The following is a 14,148-nucleotide window of genomic DNA, read 5'->3' as shown; positions in this document are numbered from 1 at the left end:
GGTCCCTCAGGCCCGCCCGGCCGACGACATCGCCGACCATCGGCCCCCGTCACGGCGCAGCACCACCGGATGTCGGAAGCAGTCGCTGATCGACTCCGAGGTGAGCGCCTCGTCGACCGGACCCTGAGCCGTGGCCACGCCGTCGCGGAGCAGCAGCGCGTGCGTCGTGCTGGCGGGGAGGTCCTCGAGATGGTGCGTGACCAGGATGCTCGCGAGATCGCTGACCTCCGAGCGCAGCTGATCGATGCCGATCAGCAACTGTTCGCGCGCGGCCAGATCGAGGCCGGTGGCTGGCTCGTCGAGCAGCAGTAGGGACGGGCGCGCCATCAGGGCACGCGCCACGAGGGCCCGACCGCGTTCGCCCTGACTCATCGTCGTCCACACCAGCGATCGGCGATCGCCCATGCCGAGCACGTCCAGCAGCTCGTCGGCATGACGGTGCTCTGTGGCGGTGTAGGTGCGTCGGGCGTCGAGTTCCGGTGTGTTCGTGAGCCCGGTCAGGACCACTTCGTGGGCGGGGAGCGGCAGATCGAGTCGGTGTCGGGGGTCGACGTGGCCGATGTGGGTGCGTAGTTCACGCATGTCGACCCGGCCCAGACGATTGCCCAATACGTCGACGGTGCCACTCGTCGGGTGACCGAACGCCCCGAGGATGTGCAGCAGCGTCGACTTGCCCGCCCCGTTGGGGCCGAGCAGCGCCCAGTGTTCCCCGGCGGCCACCTGCAGGCTGATGTCGCGCAACAGGAATCGCCCGCCGCGGACCACGTCGATCCCGGATGCCGAGACCACCGTCGACGCCTCGGCCTCGATCATGACCCACCTCCCGCGAGTTGTCCCGCCTCGTCCCGGAGCTGGTCGAGCACCGTGTCGGCCCGATCCTTGTGCGCCCGCAGATGGTCCAGGTCGGTCGGCGTGAGTGCCACCTCGAGGTAGAACTTCAGCTTGGGTTCGGTACCGGACGGTCGGGCGACGAGACGGATCCGGGCACCATCCGACGACCCGGTGAACGCGACGGCGTCGGTCCGCAGTTCGTCGGACCGCGTGGCGTGGTCGCTCATGTCGACGGCCACACCCGCCAACGTCGTCGGCGGCGTGGCGCGGAGTCGGGCCATGGTGTCGGCGATGTCGGACAGGCGCTCGGCCCGGATGGCGACCTGCCCGGTGCGGTGCACGCCGTGGTGGATGAAGAGGTCGTCGAGGGCGTCGCCGAGACCGCCGCCCGCGGCCACACGATCGTGCGCGAGGATCGCCAGCGCGACCGCGGCACTGATTCCGTCCTTGTCGCGCACTGCATCCGGGTCGACGCAGTGGCCGATGGCCTCCTCATAGGCGTACCGCAGGCCGTCGCCGGCCCGCACCAGCCACTTGAATCCGGTGAGGGTTCGCACGTGTCGCGCGCCCGCGGCCGCGGCGATCTCGGCCAACATGCTGCCCGAGACAATGGTGCTGGCGACGAGGGGCTCGACGGAGGGCTCGACGCCGGGGTCGGCCTCGGCGAGCACGGCCGATCCGAGCAACGCCCCGGTCTCGTCCCCGGTCAGCATCCGCCAGCGGCCGTCGACGACGGCACCGACCGCACACCGGTCGGCGTCGGGATCGAGCGCGATCGCGATGTCGGCGCCGCGCCGCTGGGCCAGTGCGAGAAGCAGATCCGACGCCCCGGGTTCCTCCGGGTTGGGGAAGGCGACGGTGGGGAAGTCCGGGTCGGGGGCGAACTGCTCGTCGACCACCACGACGTCCGCGAAACCGGCGGCGGCGAGTGCACGCAGCGCAAGATCGCCCCCGACACCGTGCATGGGGGTCAGCGCGATCCGTACCGAGGAGTGGCGGGTCCCCAGCCGGGTCGCGATGCGGGCGAGATAGCGATCCGGGGCCGCGGTGGCGCGGGGATCGGGGTGCGGCGCGGTGGGGGCGGGATCAGGCGGCGGGGCCGCGTCGGCGTCGACGAGCTCCTCGATCTCGGCGTCGGCGGGCGGGATGAGTTGGGCCCCACCGTCGAGGTACACCTTGTAGCCGTTGTCGGCGGGCGGGTTGTGCGATGCGGTGATCATCACCCCGGCCGCCGCGCCGAGTTCGCGGGTGGTGAACGCGAGCACCGGGGTCGGCAACGGGGAGTCCAACGCCACGACATCGAAGCCCGCGGCCCCGAGTTCGGTGACCGTGGTGGCGAAGAACTCCGCCGATCCGTGCCGGGCGTCGCGTCCGACGACCACGGTCGCGCCACGGTGCCCGTGGGAGAGCAGCCACTGCGCCAGCGCGGCGGTGGTGCGCCCGACGACCTCGACGTTCATCTCATCGGCACCGGGACCGACCCGACCGCGCAGTCCCGCGGTGCCGAAACGCAATCGGGTCACAGCCCCTCGATGACCTGGGCCAGTAGTGCCCCCATCGCGCCGGCCGAGTTGCGTCCCACCTCGAGGACCTCGGTGTGATCGAGGGGTTCGCCGGTGATGCCGGCGGCCAGGTTGGTGACCAGCGACATCCCCAGCACGTCGAGTCCGGCTGCCCGTGCGGCGATGGTCTCGTGCACGGTGGACATCCCGACCAGGTCGGCCCCCAGGGTGCGCAGCATCCGGATCTCGGCCGGCGTCTCGTAGTGCGGACCGGGCAGCCCCGCGTACACACCTTCGGCGAGGTCGGGGCTCACCGAACGGGCGATGTCGCGCAGACGCGGTGTGTATGCATCGACCATGTCGACGAACTGCGCGCCCTCCAGCGGCGACCGCGCGGTGAGATTGAGGTGATCGCTGATCAGGACCGGCTGGCCGACCGACATGCCATCGCGTAGACCGCCCGCGGCGTTGGTGAGGATCACCGTGTGCACACCCGCGGCCGCCGCGGTGCGAACGGCGTGCACCACGCGCGCAAGGGGATTGCCCTCGTAGGCGTGGGTGCGCCCGAGCAGCACCAACACGCGCCGCGTCCCGATGGGGACCGAGTGCACGACACCGGCGTGACCGGCCGCGCTGGGAGGGGTGAAACCGGGGAGCTCGGCCATCGGGATCGTCGTCGACGCGCTGCCCAGGGTCTCGGCGGCCGGTGCCCACCCCGATCCGAGCACCACCGCGACGTCGTGTGCGGCGACGCCGGTGCGTTCGCCGATCATCGCGGCCGCAGCAGCCGCCGCGGCCTCGGCGTCGACGGTCGGATCGGTGACGGGGTTCGGCCGGCTCATGGAGAAAAGGGTAGAGCGATCCCAACGGTGCGCACGACCTGAGCCCGCTCTGGTGCACACGATATGGTCGTGCGATGCCGTATCTGAGTCGTACCGATGCCGTGTGGGAGCTCTACCTGGGCGCCGAGGGTGCCGAGCTGGATCCGGACAACCCGGAGAACCGGTTCGGTTCCACCTGGATGAGCACCGTGCACGGCCTGCTCGACACCGTCGAGAAAGAGCCCTCGGGCGCCCTGGTCATCACCGCCACCGGTAAGTACTTCAGCAACGGGCTCGAGATCGCGCAGATCTCCGACCCGTCGAAGATCGACCCGTACATCGACCTCGTCCACGGGCTCTACGCCCGCGTCCTGTCGCTGCCGGTGGCCACCGTCGCCGCGATCAACGGCCACGCGTTCGGCGCCGGTGCGATGTTGGCGCAGTGCGCCGATCACCGCGTGATGCGGACCGAGCGCGGCTACTGGTCGCTGCCCGAGGTCGTCCTCGGCATGCCGTTCCCGGTGGGCATGACCTCGCTGCTGCGTGAACGCATCCCGAACGCCACGGTGACCGAGGCGATGACCACCGGACGCCGCTACGGCGCGGTCGAGGCGGCCGAGTTCGGCATCGTCGACCAGGCGGTCGGTGCCGACGACCTGATGCAGACGGCCCGTGCGGTCGCCGCTGACCGGGTGCCGTTCGCGGGACCGAATCTGGCCGTGATCAAGAAGGGCCTGCGTCGCACACTGCTCACCGACCTGGCGACTCCGTCGGCCAACGGTTCGTGAGCCCGATCAGATCGGGCCCGGAGGCGATGCGGCACGTCGATGACTGGCTCGCGCGCCACGGCGACGAACTCATCGGCTGGCGGCGCGACCTGCACGCGCACCCGGAGCTGTCGCGACAGGAGTTCCGCACCACCGACTTCGTGCTCGCCGAACTCACCGCCGCCGGACTGTCCCCGCAGCGACTGCCTCTCGGTACCGGCGTGGTGTGCGACCTGGGTCCGGCCGGCCCGGTGATCGCCTTGCGGGCCGACATGGACGCATTGCCGATCGCCGAACGGACTGGGCTGCCGTTCGCCTCGACGGTCGACGGGGTGTCCCACTCGTGTGGACACGACGCGCACACCTCGATCCTGATCGCGGTCGCGAAGATCCTGGCCTCGGCGGGCGACCTGCCCGTCGGTGTCCGGTTGGTGTTCCAGCCGGCCGAGGAGGTCATGCCGGGTGGTGCCCGTGACGCGGTGGAAGCCGGTGTCACCCAGGGGGTCTCCCGGTTCTTCGCGCTGCACTGCGACCCGAAGCTGGAGGTCGGCAAGGTGGGTCTGCGGCAGGGGGCCATCACCTCGGCCGCCGACCACGTCGACCTGCTGCTGCACTCGCCCGGTGGCCACACCTCGCGACCGCACCTCACCGCCGACCTCATCCACGCGATGGGCACCGTCATCACCGGGCTGCCCGCGGTGTTGTCGCGGCGCATCGACCCCCGCACCGGCACCGTCATGGTGTGGGGTGCCGCGCATGCGGGCAACGCCGCCAACGCGATCCCGCAGGAGGGGCGGCTCAAGGGCACCGTGCGCACTGGCGACCATGCGACATGGGCGTTGCTCGAGCCGCTCGTCCGCGAGGTCATCGGCGGCCTGTTGGCCCCCTTGGCGGTGCCGTACGAGTTGAACTACCACCGCGGTGTACCGCCGGTCGTGAACGACATCGAGGCGACCGCCATGCTGCGGAGCAGCGTCGCGGCCATTTCGGACGACGCTGTCGCCGACACCCCGCAGTCCGGTGGCGGCGAGGACTTCTCGTGGTACCTCGAACACGTGCCCGGCGCCATGGGACGCCTGGGTGTCTGGAGTGGCGCGGGGTCACCGGTGGATCTGCATCAACCCAACTTCGACCTCGACGAGCGTGCCCTGGCGATCGGGGTGCGGACGCTGGCCGGTCTGGTCCTCGGGGCGCCTGCGGCCTAGGACCTCACCGGCCGGTCCACACCGGGGCACGCTTCTCCATGAACGCGACGATGCCCTCGACGGTGTCCGACGAGGCGGTCAACCGCGCCAGTGCCTCCTCGGTCTGCTCCCACCCCTGCGACTCCGACGGGATCGCACCGTCGACGATCCCGCGCGCGACGACCTTGCTCGCCTGCACGGCCAGGGGTGCGCATTCGGCGATGGTGTCGGCCAGTTCCAGTGCGGCCGTGACGACGTCGGCGGCCGGGACGACGCGGTTGACCAGACCCCACCGCGCGGCGTCCGCGACGGGCAGAGGCGTTCCGGTGAGCAGCAGTTCCATCGCGATCGCCCGGGGGATGGCCGAGACGAGCCGGAACACCCCGCCGGCTCCGGCGATGAGGCCGCGGCGCACCTCGGGCAGACCGAACGTGGCGGTGTCGGCGGCCACCACGAGGTCGCCGGTCAGGGCGAGTTCGGTGCCGCCCCCGAGCGCGTTGCCGTTCACCGCGCAGATGATCGGTTTGGTGATCGGGTGTCGGACGACGCCGGCGAAACCCCAGTGCGCGGTGTCGGGCGGGGTGATGCCCTCGGGGCCCGCGGTGCCGAGGGCCTTCAGGTCGGCCCCGGCGCAGAACGTCGCCTCACCGGCGCCGGTCAGCACCACCGCACGTATCGAGTCGGTCGATTGCGCTGTTTCCCAGGCCTGCCCGAGGAGCTGGTGGACCTCGGCATTGATGCTGTTGGCCGCCTTCGGGCGGTTGATGGTCACGAGCAGGGTGTGTCCCCGCTGCTCGGTGAGTACGACTGCGGTCATGTGTGCGCCTCTTCTCGGATGGTCACGGCGAGCAGGCCGTCACGGTCGGTCACTGCGATCGCGGTGCCGACGAGCGAGCGTGTCCCGCCGGCGGTGTGGCCGAGTAGTTCGGCTGCGTCGACCGCGTCGGTGTGCCCGGCCACCCGACGTCCGTCCGCGGTCTCGGCGATGATCACCGCCATTCTCGGGTCACCATCGCGGTCGTATTCGACGGTGGCCGTGACGATCTCGGCGTCGCCGGCGTAGTCGATCGCGAGTTCCGGTGCCGCGGACTCGATGCGGACGTGGTCCGGGTCACCGATGTAGCCGTCGGGATGTGCGTCGCGCGAGAGCAGCACAGTGTGCTGGTAGGTGAGGTAGCCACCGTTTGCATGCACCATCGCCACCGCGCCCGGATCGCCGGCCCGCAGGAGTCGGGTGACCTCGGCGACGGCGTGCAACGAATAGCTGTTGAGGGGACCGCCGAACGAGCAGTGTCCGCCGAGCACGCTCGGCACCACGGAATCCGGCAGATCGAGTGCGCGCAGGAGCAGTTTCGGCACGATCGGGAAGCAGCTGTACGCGTCGACGATCCCGACGTCGTGACCGCTGATACCGGCGCGGCTCAGGGTCCGGTCGACCGCCGACGTCAGAGCGGGGGAGTGCCCGAAGTGCTCCCGTGCGACGACGTCGGGGGTGTCGGTGGCACCGGCCCCGCCCCACAGATGGATCACTCGGTCCTCCGCCACGCCGAGCTCCCGGGCCACGGCGAGCGAGCAGACCACCACGGCCGCGGCCTGATCGACGAACGGCATGGCGTTCATCATCAACGGATAGGTGTCGCTCACCGAACGGTTGCGGGGTCCGACCGTGGCGATCTCGTCGGCCGAGCGGACGGTGGGCGTCCAGGCCACGGGATGTCCGGCGGCGATCTCGGAGAAACGCGCGTACATCGTCGCCGACTCACGCAGGGCCTCCCGCGGGGTGAGGCCACGCTCGTGGCCGAACCGGTTCTCGAACAGCGGGTACACGCGGGTCGGCGCGACGACGTTCGCCCGGCGCATGTCGTCGCTGCCGAGGTCGTCGGTGCTGAAATCCGGCGGACCGCCGGGCTCGCAGAGCCATCCCTGCCCGACCGGATCGAGGCCCGACTTCGACAGTGCCCGCGTCGAGGCGGCGGATTCACCGCCGATCAGCAGAGCCACCGACGTGGTCCCCGCAGCGATCTGTGACCCGATGCGGTCGAGCAACGCGGCGGGCCAGTGCCCGCCGATCGAGCTGGTCAGGGTCTGCGGCGATGTGGCGCCGACGTGCCGCGCGATCAGGCCGGGCAGATCGTCGTAGGACCAACTCGCGGTCTTGACGGCGAAGATGGTGTCGATCCGCGGCCCGAGATCGGCGACGCCGGTGTCGACGATCGCGCCGTCGGTCGCCTCGGTGATCAACGCGGCCGGTTCCCGCGGGTCGACAGCGCCGCCGGCGCCGCCAGAACGCAGGTCGGACACGCCGATGATGACGGGGACGGTGCTGGGGTCTGCCACGCTGTCGACGTTAATACAGACAGTGACTGTCTGTAAAAGGTCCGCCGCTGTGATTCAGACCTAGACGAGGGCCCGCAGGACCGTCTCCACCACGATCTCCGAGTGCCGGGGGGACGCATCGGTCTCGGCGCTCCGGTGCGGATGGGAGAACAACGCGTGGCTCAGCACCGCACCGGTGACGAGTTCGAGCAGCAGCGTGGTCGACGTGTTCGGGGGCAGTTCGCCGCGGGCGACCGCCCGACTGACGATCGCCCGGGTGGTGACCAACCGGCTCTGGTTGAGGGTGTCGGTGAGGTGGGCCAGCAGGTCCGGGTTGACCATCGCGTCGAGGGTCACGCGGATCGAGACCAGTCCGGCCAGCTCGGCGTACCCCCGCGCGAGCTGGTCGGACAGTTCGACGAGGTCGCCGCGCACCGAGCCGGTGTCGATGGGTGCGGGCAGGGGACTGCGGGCCTCGAGCGCGGCGACGAGCAGGTCCTCCTTGCTCGCCCAGCGCCGGTACAGGGCAGCCCGCCCCACCCGGGCCCGACGGGCCACGGCGTCGAAGGTGAACCCCCGCCAGCTCGTCTCCCAGTAGACCTCCAGGACGGCGTCGAAGACCCGGGCCTCCATGTCGGCGTCGCGAGGCCTGCCGGGGCCGCGGCGCTGGTCCTGAGGCATCCGGCGATTGTCTCACCTCTGACCCCGAACGCTGTCGGCCTATTGCGGACAAGAAATGTCTGAAATAGGGTGAGCGCGATCACACCCGCCGAACGACCCCAGGAGGCCCCATGTACAGGCGTCACGTCACCCGAACCATCGCCGTGGCGACCGTCCTGTTCGCGGTCCTGGGAGTCGCCGCGACACCTGTGGTCGTCGCCGCGCCGACGCCGAATGTGGGCACGGATTTCTATCGGCCACCGGTTCCACTGCCCGTCGGCGCGCCGGGTGACGTTCTGCGGACCGCGCCGTCCGTCGATGCTCTGATCCCGGGAACCGGCGCCGTCATCGACGCTCGCGTCACCCGGGTGATGTACCTCAGCCAGAACGTCAAGGATCAGCCCGTCGCTGTGACCGGAACACTGCTGGTGCCGACACGTCCGTGGACCGGAAAGCGCCCCCGGCCGGTGGTTGCGATGGCCCCGGGAACGCAGGGCATGGGTGACCAGTGCGCGCCGTCGAAGCTGATGGTGTTCGGTCAGGAGTACGAGAATCTGCAGATAGGGCTGCTACTCGCGTCGGGTTACAGCGTGGCGTTGACCGACTACATGGGGCTGGGCACGCCGGGGGTGCATCCGTATCTGAACCGCGTCGACGCGGGACGCGCGCTGCTCGACATCGCCCGCGCGGCAGGGTCGATGGGCTCCCAGGGTGTCTCCCGTGACGCACCAATTGCTCTGTGGGGGTATTCGCAGGGCGGTCAGGCGTCCGGAGCCGCGGCGGAACTCGCGTCGAGTTACGCGCCCGAGTTGCCGTTCGTCGGCGCGTTCGTCGGAGCGCCAGCACCGGATCTGAACGATCTCGCCGAGTACGGTGACCGCTCTGTCCTGTCCGGCGGGATCGGGTGGGTGATCAGCGGATTCGTCGCCGCCTACCCCGAGCACGCCCGAGAGTTGTTGTCGGTGTTCAACGCGCGGGGGCGTGAACTCCTGTATCGCTCGCAAAGCTACTGCGTGTTCAACGCGCTACAGATGAATCCGTTCGGATCGACGACGGACTACACCCGCGACGGGCGGTCCATCTCGGCGTATCTGCGTACCGAGCCGCTGAAGTCGTTGACCGCTGCGCAGACGTTGGGAAACCTGACGCCGTCGATGCCGGTGTACGTCGGACAGAATCTGGGCGACGACCTGGTGGCGGCACGGGGGACGCTCAGACTCCAGCGCGCGTGGTGTTCACGCGGTGTCACCGTCGAATCGGCGAACCTCCCGCTGCCGCAGATCCTGCCGAAGACCGCACTCGGCCATGTCCTCGGTCTCGCCACCGTCGCGCCCGCATTGCAATGGCTTCAGGCGCGCTTCTCAGGAACCGAGCCGCCGAGCAACTGCTGAACCGCCGGCCGAGACGGCTCAGGTGTCGAGCGTGTCGCCGGGGCCGGGCCCCACGTTGCGGGCGTCGCGGACCCGCAGCGCGTGGACGTAGTCGGCCGGTGCGCCCGCGATTTCCGCGGCCTCCGACATCACGCCGAGGTAGCGGGCCGACGGCAGTCCGCCCTCGAACGCGTCGAGCACGTAGAGCCACGCCAGGACCGCGCCGTCGTCGGTGTGCACCCGGGCGCGGATCTTGCGATGGATCCCGAGCTCGGATCCCTCCCAGCTGTCCAGGGTGAGTTCGTCCTCGGGGGTGACGTCGTAGAGGACGACGAACACGCGCGCATCCGGATCGTCGGGGTCCTCGGTGACGGTCGCCAGGGCGCCCTCCCAGCCGATGTCGCCGCCGCCGAACGTCAGCCGCCAGCCGTTGAGCCATCCGGTACCCGCCATCGGGGAGTGCGGGGCCCGTTCCATCATCTGGTCCGGGTGCATGTTCGACCCGTAGGCGGCGTATATCGGCACGGCGAAAGCCTAGATGAGCCTCGGTGGTCATGTGAGAGCGCGGTCGGCGAAGTCGGTCATGGATCGACTAGCGTTTCTTCGCGAGGCATGTCCACAAGACGGCCGTCCACGAACTCACAACCACAGGAGTGATGTCAGCGCATGACCAGGATCGCGATCATCGGCGGCGGGCCCGCAGGATATGAGGCCGCGCTCGCCGCGACCGCCTACGGCGCGGACGTGACGGTCGTCGACTCGGACGGGATCGGCGGCGCGTGCGTGCTGTGGGATTGCGTTCCGTCGAAGACCTTCATCGCCTCGACCGGAATCCGCACCGAGGTGCGTCGAGCGGTGGACCTGGGCATCAACCTGCATCACGACGACGCGCTGGTGTCGTTGCCGCAGATCCATCAGCGGGTCCGTGACCTGGCCTTCGCGCAGTCCGCCGACATCCGGTCCCGTCTGGTCAGCGAGGGCGTCCACCTGGTCGCCGGCCGCGCACGCCTCGGTGACGCCGAGATCGGCATGTCGACCCACCGGGTGATCGTCACCCCGGTGGCCGAGCGCGCCGACGGCGTCGAACCCGATCCGGACATCACCATCGACGCCGACGTGGTCCTCATCGCCACGGGCGCGTCGCCGCGTGTGCTGCCCGACGCACAGCCGGACGGGGAGCGCATCCTCACCTGGCGTCAGCTCTACGACCTCGAGGAGCTGCCCGAGCACCTCGTGGTGGTCGGTTCCGGTGTCACGGGTGCGGAGTTCGTGCACGCCTACACCGAGCTGGGGGTTCGGGTCACGTTGGTGTCGAGCCGAGACCGCGTGCTGCCCGGTGAGGACGAGGATGCGGCGCTCGTGCTCGAGGACGTCCTCGCCGAACGCGGTGTCACGCTCATCAAGCACGCCCGCGCCGACGCGGTCCGCCGGACCGATGACGGTGTCGACGTCCACCTGGCCGACGGCAACGTCGTCTCGGGATCACACGTGTTGATGACGGTCGGATCCGTACCCAACACCGGTGGGCTCGGGCTGGAGAACGTCGGCATCGAGTTGTCGAAGGGCGGCTACCTCAGCGTCGACCGGGTGTCGCGGACGTCGGTGCCCGGCATCTACGCCGCCGGTGACTGCACCGGGCTGTTGCCGTTGGCCTCCGTCGCGGCCATGCAGGGCCGCATCGCGATGTACCACGCGCTCGGCGAGGGCGTCGTCCCGATCAAGCTCAAGACGGTCGCGTCGGCGATCTTCACCCGTCCGGAGATCGCCACCGTCGGCGTCAGCCAGCAGGCCATCGACGACGGTGAGTACCCGGCCCGCACCGTGATGTTGCCGCTCTCGACCAATCCGCGCGCCAAGATGAGCGGGCTGCGCCGGGGCTTCGTCAAGATCTTCTGCCGCCCGGCCACCGGTGTTGTCATCGGCGGAGTCGTCGTGGCGCCCAATGCATCCGAGCTGATCCTGCCGATCGCACTGGCCGTCCAGAACAAGCTGATGGTCAACGATCTGGCCCAGACGTTCTCGGTCTACCCCTCGCTCACCGGGTCGGTGACCGAGGCGGCGCGACAGTTGATCCGGCACGACGATCTGGATTGAGTCGTCTCGACATCTGGGAACATGCTTTCATCCTGTGGAATGCGGAGCGTAGCGTGAGCAACGGGACATCCCCCGTCATCTGGTGACCACACGTATCACCGACTCACCTCGTACTTCCTGGAGTCCCACGTGTCCGCACCCGTCGTCACCCCGTCCGCCGCCCTGTCCAACGTCCGCGGTTCGGCGATCCGCGACCTGCTCAGCCTCACCGAGCGCCCCGACGTCCTCAGCATGGCCGGTGGGCTGCCGGCCACCGAGTTGATCCCGCAGGAACGGATCGCCCTGGCCGCGCAGCGAGCGGTCGGTGATCGAAACCTTCTGCAGTACACGGTCAGCGCGGGGCTGCGCGAGTGCCGCGACGCCATCGCGCGGCACGAGGGAATCGACGATCCCGAGCAGGTTCTCATCACCCACGGATCGCAGCAGGCGTTGTTCCTGCTCGCGCATGCGCTCGTCGATCCCGGCGACCTCGTCGTCGTCGACGATCCGGTGTACGTCGGTGCTCTGCAGGTGTTCCAGTCGGTGCGGGCCGACGTCCGGGGTCTGCCGCTGACCGACCGCGGCATCGACACCGACCTGCTCGAGCAATGGTGCGAGGCCGGAGCGCGGCCGGTGATCGTGCACACCGTCAGTTCCTTCCACAACCCGGGCGGCGTGACCGCCGACGACGGCAGGCGCGCTCACCTCGCCCGCCTCGCCGAGCGGTACGGGTTCTGGATCATCGACGACAACCCCTACGGGCAGTTGCGGTTTCGAGGGACGGAGCCGACGCCGTGGCGGCACTTCGGCGACCGCATCATCAGCCTGGGCACCGTGTCGAAGATCCTCGCCCCGGCGCTGCGCGTCGGATGGTGTGTGGCGCCGACGGCGGTGATCGCGCTCGTGGAGCGACTGCGCCAGGGCGCAGATCTGTGTGGATCGACCTTCACCCAGGCGATGGTGGCCGACCTGCTGACCGACCGCGACTGGCTCGACGGACACGTCGAGAGCGTCCGCGACGCGTACCGCTCGCGTGCCACCGCACTGGTCGATGCGCTCACGACCCACCTCGGATCGGCCGCGGAGTTCACCGCGCCGGAGGGCGGCATGTTCTGCTGGGTCCGTCTTCCCGGGGTGGACACGACCGCACTGCTCGGCGAAGCCGTCGAACACGGCGTGGCCTACGTCCCGGGGTCTGCGTTCGCGGTCTCCCGCGACGCCGGCGATTGTCTGCGGCTCAGCTTCGCCACCCTCGCCCCCGCCGACATCGACCGGGCGGTCACCCGCCTCGCGGCGGCGTCAGGCGTGTAGCGCGCGCAGCACGACGTCGTGAGTGTGGCGTCCGCCCCCGGCGGCCACGTCGCGTGGTCGGCGGGTGTCCAGATCGACACGCCAGGCGCCCTCCAGGAGCGCGGTGACCATGTCGGTGGTCCCCACGTAGTCGGCGGGATCGAACCCGTGCGCGCGTGCCGTCTCCGCGTCCATGTCGGCGTGGTGCACGACGAGCAGGAGTCCGCCCGGTGCGACCGCGGACATCAGGGCGTGCTCGGCCCGGCGATCGGGGGAGCTGGGCAGCGCCGGGTAGTGCACGGTCACCAGGTCGTACTGATCGGAGGCAGCGAGTCCGGACAGGTCGGACACCTGCCACGTCACCTCGACCCCGGCCCGCCGGGCAGCCTCGGCGCCGCGATCGATCGCCACGCGGGACACGTCGAGCGCGGTGACCGTCCAGCCCTGCTGCGCCAACCAGATGGCGTCGGCGCCCTCACCGCAACCGACGTCCAGGGCCCGGCCGGCGGGCAGCTCACCGACCTCGGCGACCAGGGAACCATTGGGTCGACCACTGAACAACTGCTCGGAACTGCTGAAGCGTTCGTCCCACTCCGCAGCGACCGCCTGTGAATCCGTCATGTGTGCAGCCTGTCGGATGAGACCCGCCCGGCGCCAGCACTGTTGCCGTTCCGGCAAACGTGGGGCCCGTCGGCCACGACCTCGATAGTTCCGGCGCCGGTCGCATGGTCCCCTCGCATCAGAGAGATCGAGCCCGAAGAGCGGAGTCCAGTTCGCGAACGAGTTCGCCCACACGCCCTCCGCCCGAAGGGGCGGGTGGATACCGCTTCAGGACAGACACGACCGTCGACGTGGCTTGTTCAGTGGCAGTGCGCAGGTTGCGCGTGGCATCGAACAAACCGGGGTACGCGAGTTCGGCGGCGCGCGCCGCATGGCCGGCGGATCCAAGAATGTGTTTTACCTGATGGCCGTTCGTCAATGGATGCAGGTAGGCCGCTGCTGCCGCATGACCAGCCGAACGGGCGGCGTGAGCGGCCGCCGTGGTAGTCGCTTCGGTCGCCGCGGTGTTCGCTGCAAAGGCGCTGATTCGCATGAATCGGGTCCGGCGGCCGCCGTCGACGAAATCCTGCGCTGATCGAATTGCGGCCCGTGGGCGACCGTCGAGGGGATGGTCGTTCTCGAAAACAGCGAGGACCTCCCGGGCACAGTTGGTCGCAAACCGGGTCACCGCGCGTAGCTCCTCTGTGGTGAGGGCAATCGAGTCCGTCACGAACGGCAGACTAGCGCGCGTTCCGCTGAACGCACCTGCGGCGAAGGTCGTCGGATGCCGGTCG

14 protein-coding genes are annotated in these 14,148 nt (G+C 69.8%); 5 read left to right on the top strand and 9 right to left on the bottom strand.

The window, feature by feature from the left end; all coding sequences use genetic code 11:
* Window positions 1–6: 6 nt before the first annotated feature.
* The 3 genes from IEV93_RS14585 to IEV93_RS14575 are packed head-to-tail and all read right to left on the bottom strand — an operon-like array spanning window position 7 to window position 3,175.
* Window positions 7–813 carry an ABC transporter ATP-binding protein gene (locus IEV93_RS14585; RefSeq protein ID WP_188490724.1) on the bottom strand — a complete coding sequence of 269 codons (807 nt, stop codon included), beginning with the start codon at window positions 811–813 and terminating at the stop codon, window positions 7–9.
* Window positions 810–2,354: a phospho-sugar mutase gene (locus IEV93_RS14580; RefSeq protein ID WP_268237494.1), complete on the bottom strand. Its 1,545-nt coding sequence runs from the start codon at window positions 2,352–2,354 to the stop codon at window positions 810–812. Before IEV93_RS14580 ends, IEV93_RS14585 begins: the two co-directional genes overlap by 4 nt.
* Window positions 2,351–3,175 carry a purine-nucleoside phosphorylase gene (locus IEV93_RS14575; protein ID WP_188490723.1) on the bottom strand — a complete coding sequence of 275 codons (825 nt, stop codon included), beginning with the start codon at window positions 3,173–3,175 and terminating at the stop codon, window positions 2,351–2,353. Before IEV93_RS14575 ends, IEV93_RS14580 begins: the two co-directional genes overlap by 4 nt.
* 74 nt (window positions 3,176–3,249) lie before the next feature.
* Here IEV93_RS14575 and IEV93_RS14570 point away from each other — a divergent pair, with 74 nt between their 5' ends.
* Together IEV93_RS14570 and IEV93_RS14565 are read left to right on the top strand one after the other, a co-directional pair.
* Window positions 3,250–3,942, top strand: a complete 693-nt coding sequence (locus IEV93_RS14570) for an enoyl-CoA hydratase/isomerase family protein (RefSeq protein ID WP_188490722.1) — start codon at window positions 3,250–3,252, stop codon at window positions 3,940–3,942.
* Window positions 3,943–3,968: 26 nt separating this feature from the next.
* Complete coding sequence (locus IEV93_RS14565; RefSeq protein ID WP_188490721.1) at window positions 3,969–5,126, top strand: amidohydrolase; 1,158 nt, start codon at window positions 3,969–3,971, stop codon at window positions 5,124–5,126.
* Between the two features lie 4 nt (window positions 5,127–5,130).
* Here IEV93_RS14565 and IEV93_RS14560 read toward each other — a convergent pair whose 3' ends face one another.
* The 3 genes from IEV93_RS14560 to IEV93_RS14550 are packed head-to-tail and all read right to left on the bottom strand — an operon-like array spanning window position 5,131 to window position 8,102.
* The gene (locus IEV93_RS14560) at window positions 5,131–5,922 is read right to left on the bottom strand and encodes an enoyl-CoA hydratase-related protein (protein WP_188490720.1); all 792 of its coding nucleotides are present in this window, start codon (window positions 5,920–5,922) and stop codon (window positions 5,131–5,133) included.
* Entirely contained in the window at window positions 5,919–7,442 is a 1,524-nt protein-coding gene (locus IEV93_RS14555) for a TLP1 C-terminal extension domain-containing protein (RefSeq protein ID WP_188490719.1), read from the bottom strand. Before IEV93_RS14555 ends, IEV93_RS14560 begins: the two co-directional genes overlap by 4 nt.
* A 60-nt stretch (window positions 7,443–7,502) precedes the next feature.
* Window positions 7,503–8,102 carry a TetR-like C-terminal domain-containing protein gene (locus IEV93_RS14550; protein ID WP_188490718.1) on the bottom strand — a complete coding sequence of 200 codons (600 nt, stop codon included), beginning with the start codon at window positions 8,100–8,102 and terminating at the stop codon, window positions 7,503–7,505.
* A 110-nt stretch (window positions 8,103–8,212) separates the two neighbouring features.
* Between IEV93_RS14550 and IEV93_RS14545 the strand changes: the two genes are divergently transcribed.
* Window positions 8,213–9,472: a lipase family protein gene (locus tag IEV93_RS14545; RefSeq protein WP_188490717.1), complete on the top strand. Its 1,260-nt coding sequence runs from the start codon at window positions 8,213–8,215 to the stop codon at window positions 9,470–9,472.
* Window positions 9,473–9,490: 18 nt separating this feature from the next.
* Here IEV93_RS14545 and IEV93_RS14540 read toward each other — a convergent pair whose 3' ends face one another.
* Window positions 9,491–9,976: a gamma-glutamylcyclotransferase family protein gene (locus IEV93_RS14540; RefSeq protein ID WP_188490716.1), complete on the bottom strand. Its 486-nt coding sequence runs from the start codon at window positions 9,974–9,976 to the stop codon at window positions 9,491–9,493.
* Window positions 9,977–10,117: 141 nt separating this feature from the next.
* Between IEV93_RS14540 and IEV93_RS14535 the strand changes: the two genes are divergently transcribed.
* Together IEV93_RS14535 and IEV93_RS14530 are read left to right on the top strand one after the other, a co-directional pair.
* Window positions 10,118–11,545 carry an NAD(P)H-quinone dehydrogenase gene (locus IEV93_RS14535; RefSeq protein ID WP_188490715.1) on the top strand — a complete coding sequence of 476 codons (1,428 nt, stop codon included), beginning with the start codon at window positions 10,118–10,120 and terminating at the stop codon, window positions 11,543–11,545.
* Between the two features lie 129 nt (window positions 11,546–11,674).
* Window positions 11,675–12,835 (top strand): aminotransferase-like domain-containing protein, encoded by a 1,161-nt coding sequence (locus IEV93_RS14530; protein WP_229705198.1) that lies wholly within the window; start codon window positions 11,675–11,677, stop codon window positions 12,833–12,835.
* Here IEV93_RS14530 and IEV93_RS14525 read toward each other — a convergent pair.
* Window positions 12,824–13,435, bottom strand: coding sequence for a class I SAM-dependent methyltransferase (locus IEV93_RS14525; RefSeq protein ID WP_188490714.1), 612 nt, complete (start codon window positions 13,433–13,435; stop codon window positions 12,824–12,826). The genes IEV93_RS14530 and IEV93_RS14525 overlap by 12 nt on opposite strands.
* A gap of 118 nt (window positions 13,436–13,553) precedes the next feature.
* Window positions 13,554–14,084, bottom strand: a complete 531-nt coding sequence (locus IEV93_RS14520) for a putative immunity protein (RefSeq protein WP_229705197.1) — start codon at window positions 14,082–14,084, stop codon at window positions 13,554–13,556.
* Window positions 14,085–14,148: the final 64 nt, after the last annotated feature.

The sequence above is a fragment of the Williamsia phyllosphaerae genome (assembly GCF_014635305.1).
GTDB lineage: Bacteria > Actinomycetota > Actinomycetes > Mycobacteriales > Mycobacteriaceae > Williamsia_A > Williamsia_A phyllosphaerae.
Note: the sequence above shows the minus strand (reverse complement) of the source record. Positions and strands in the feature narration are given on the sequence as shown.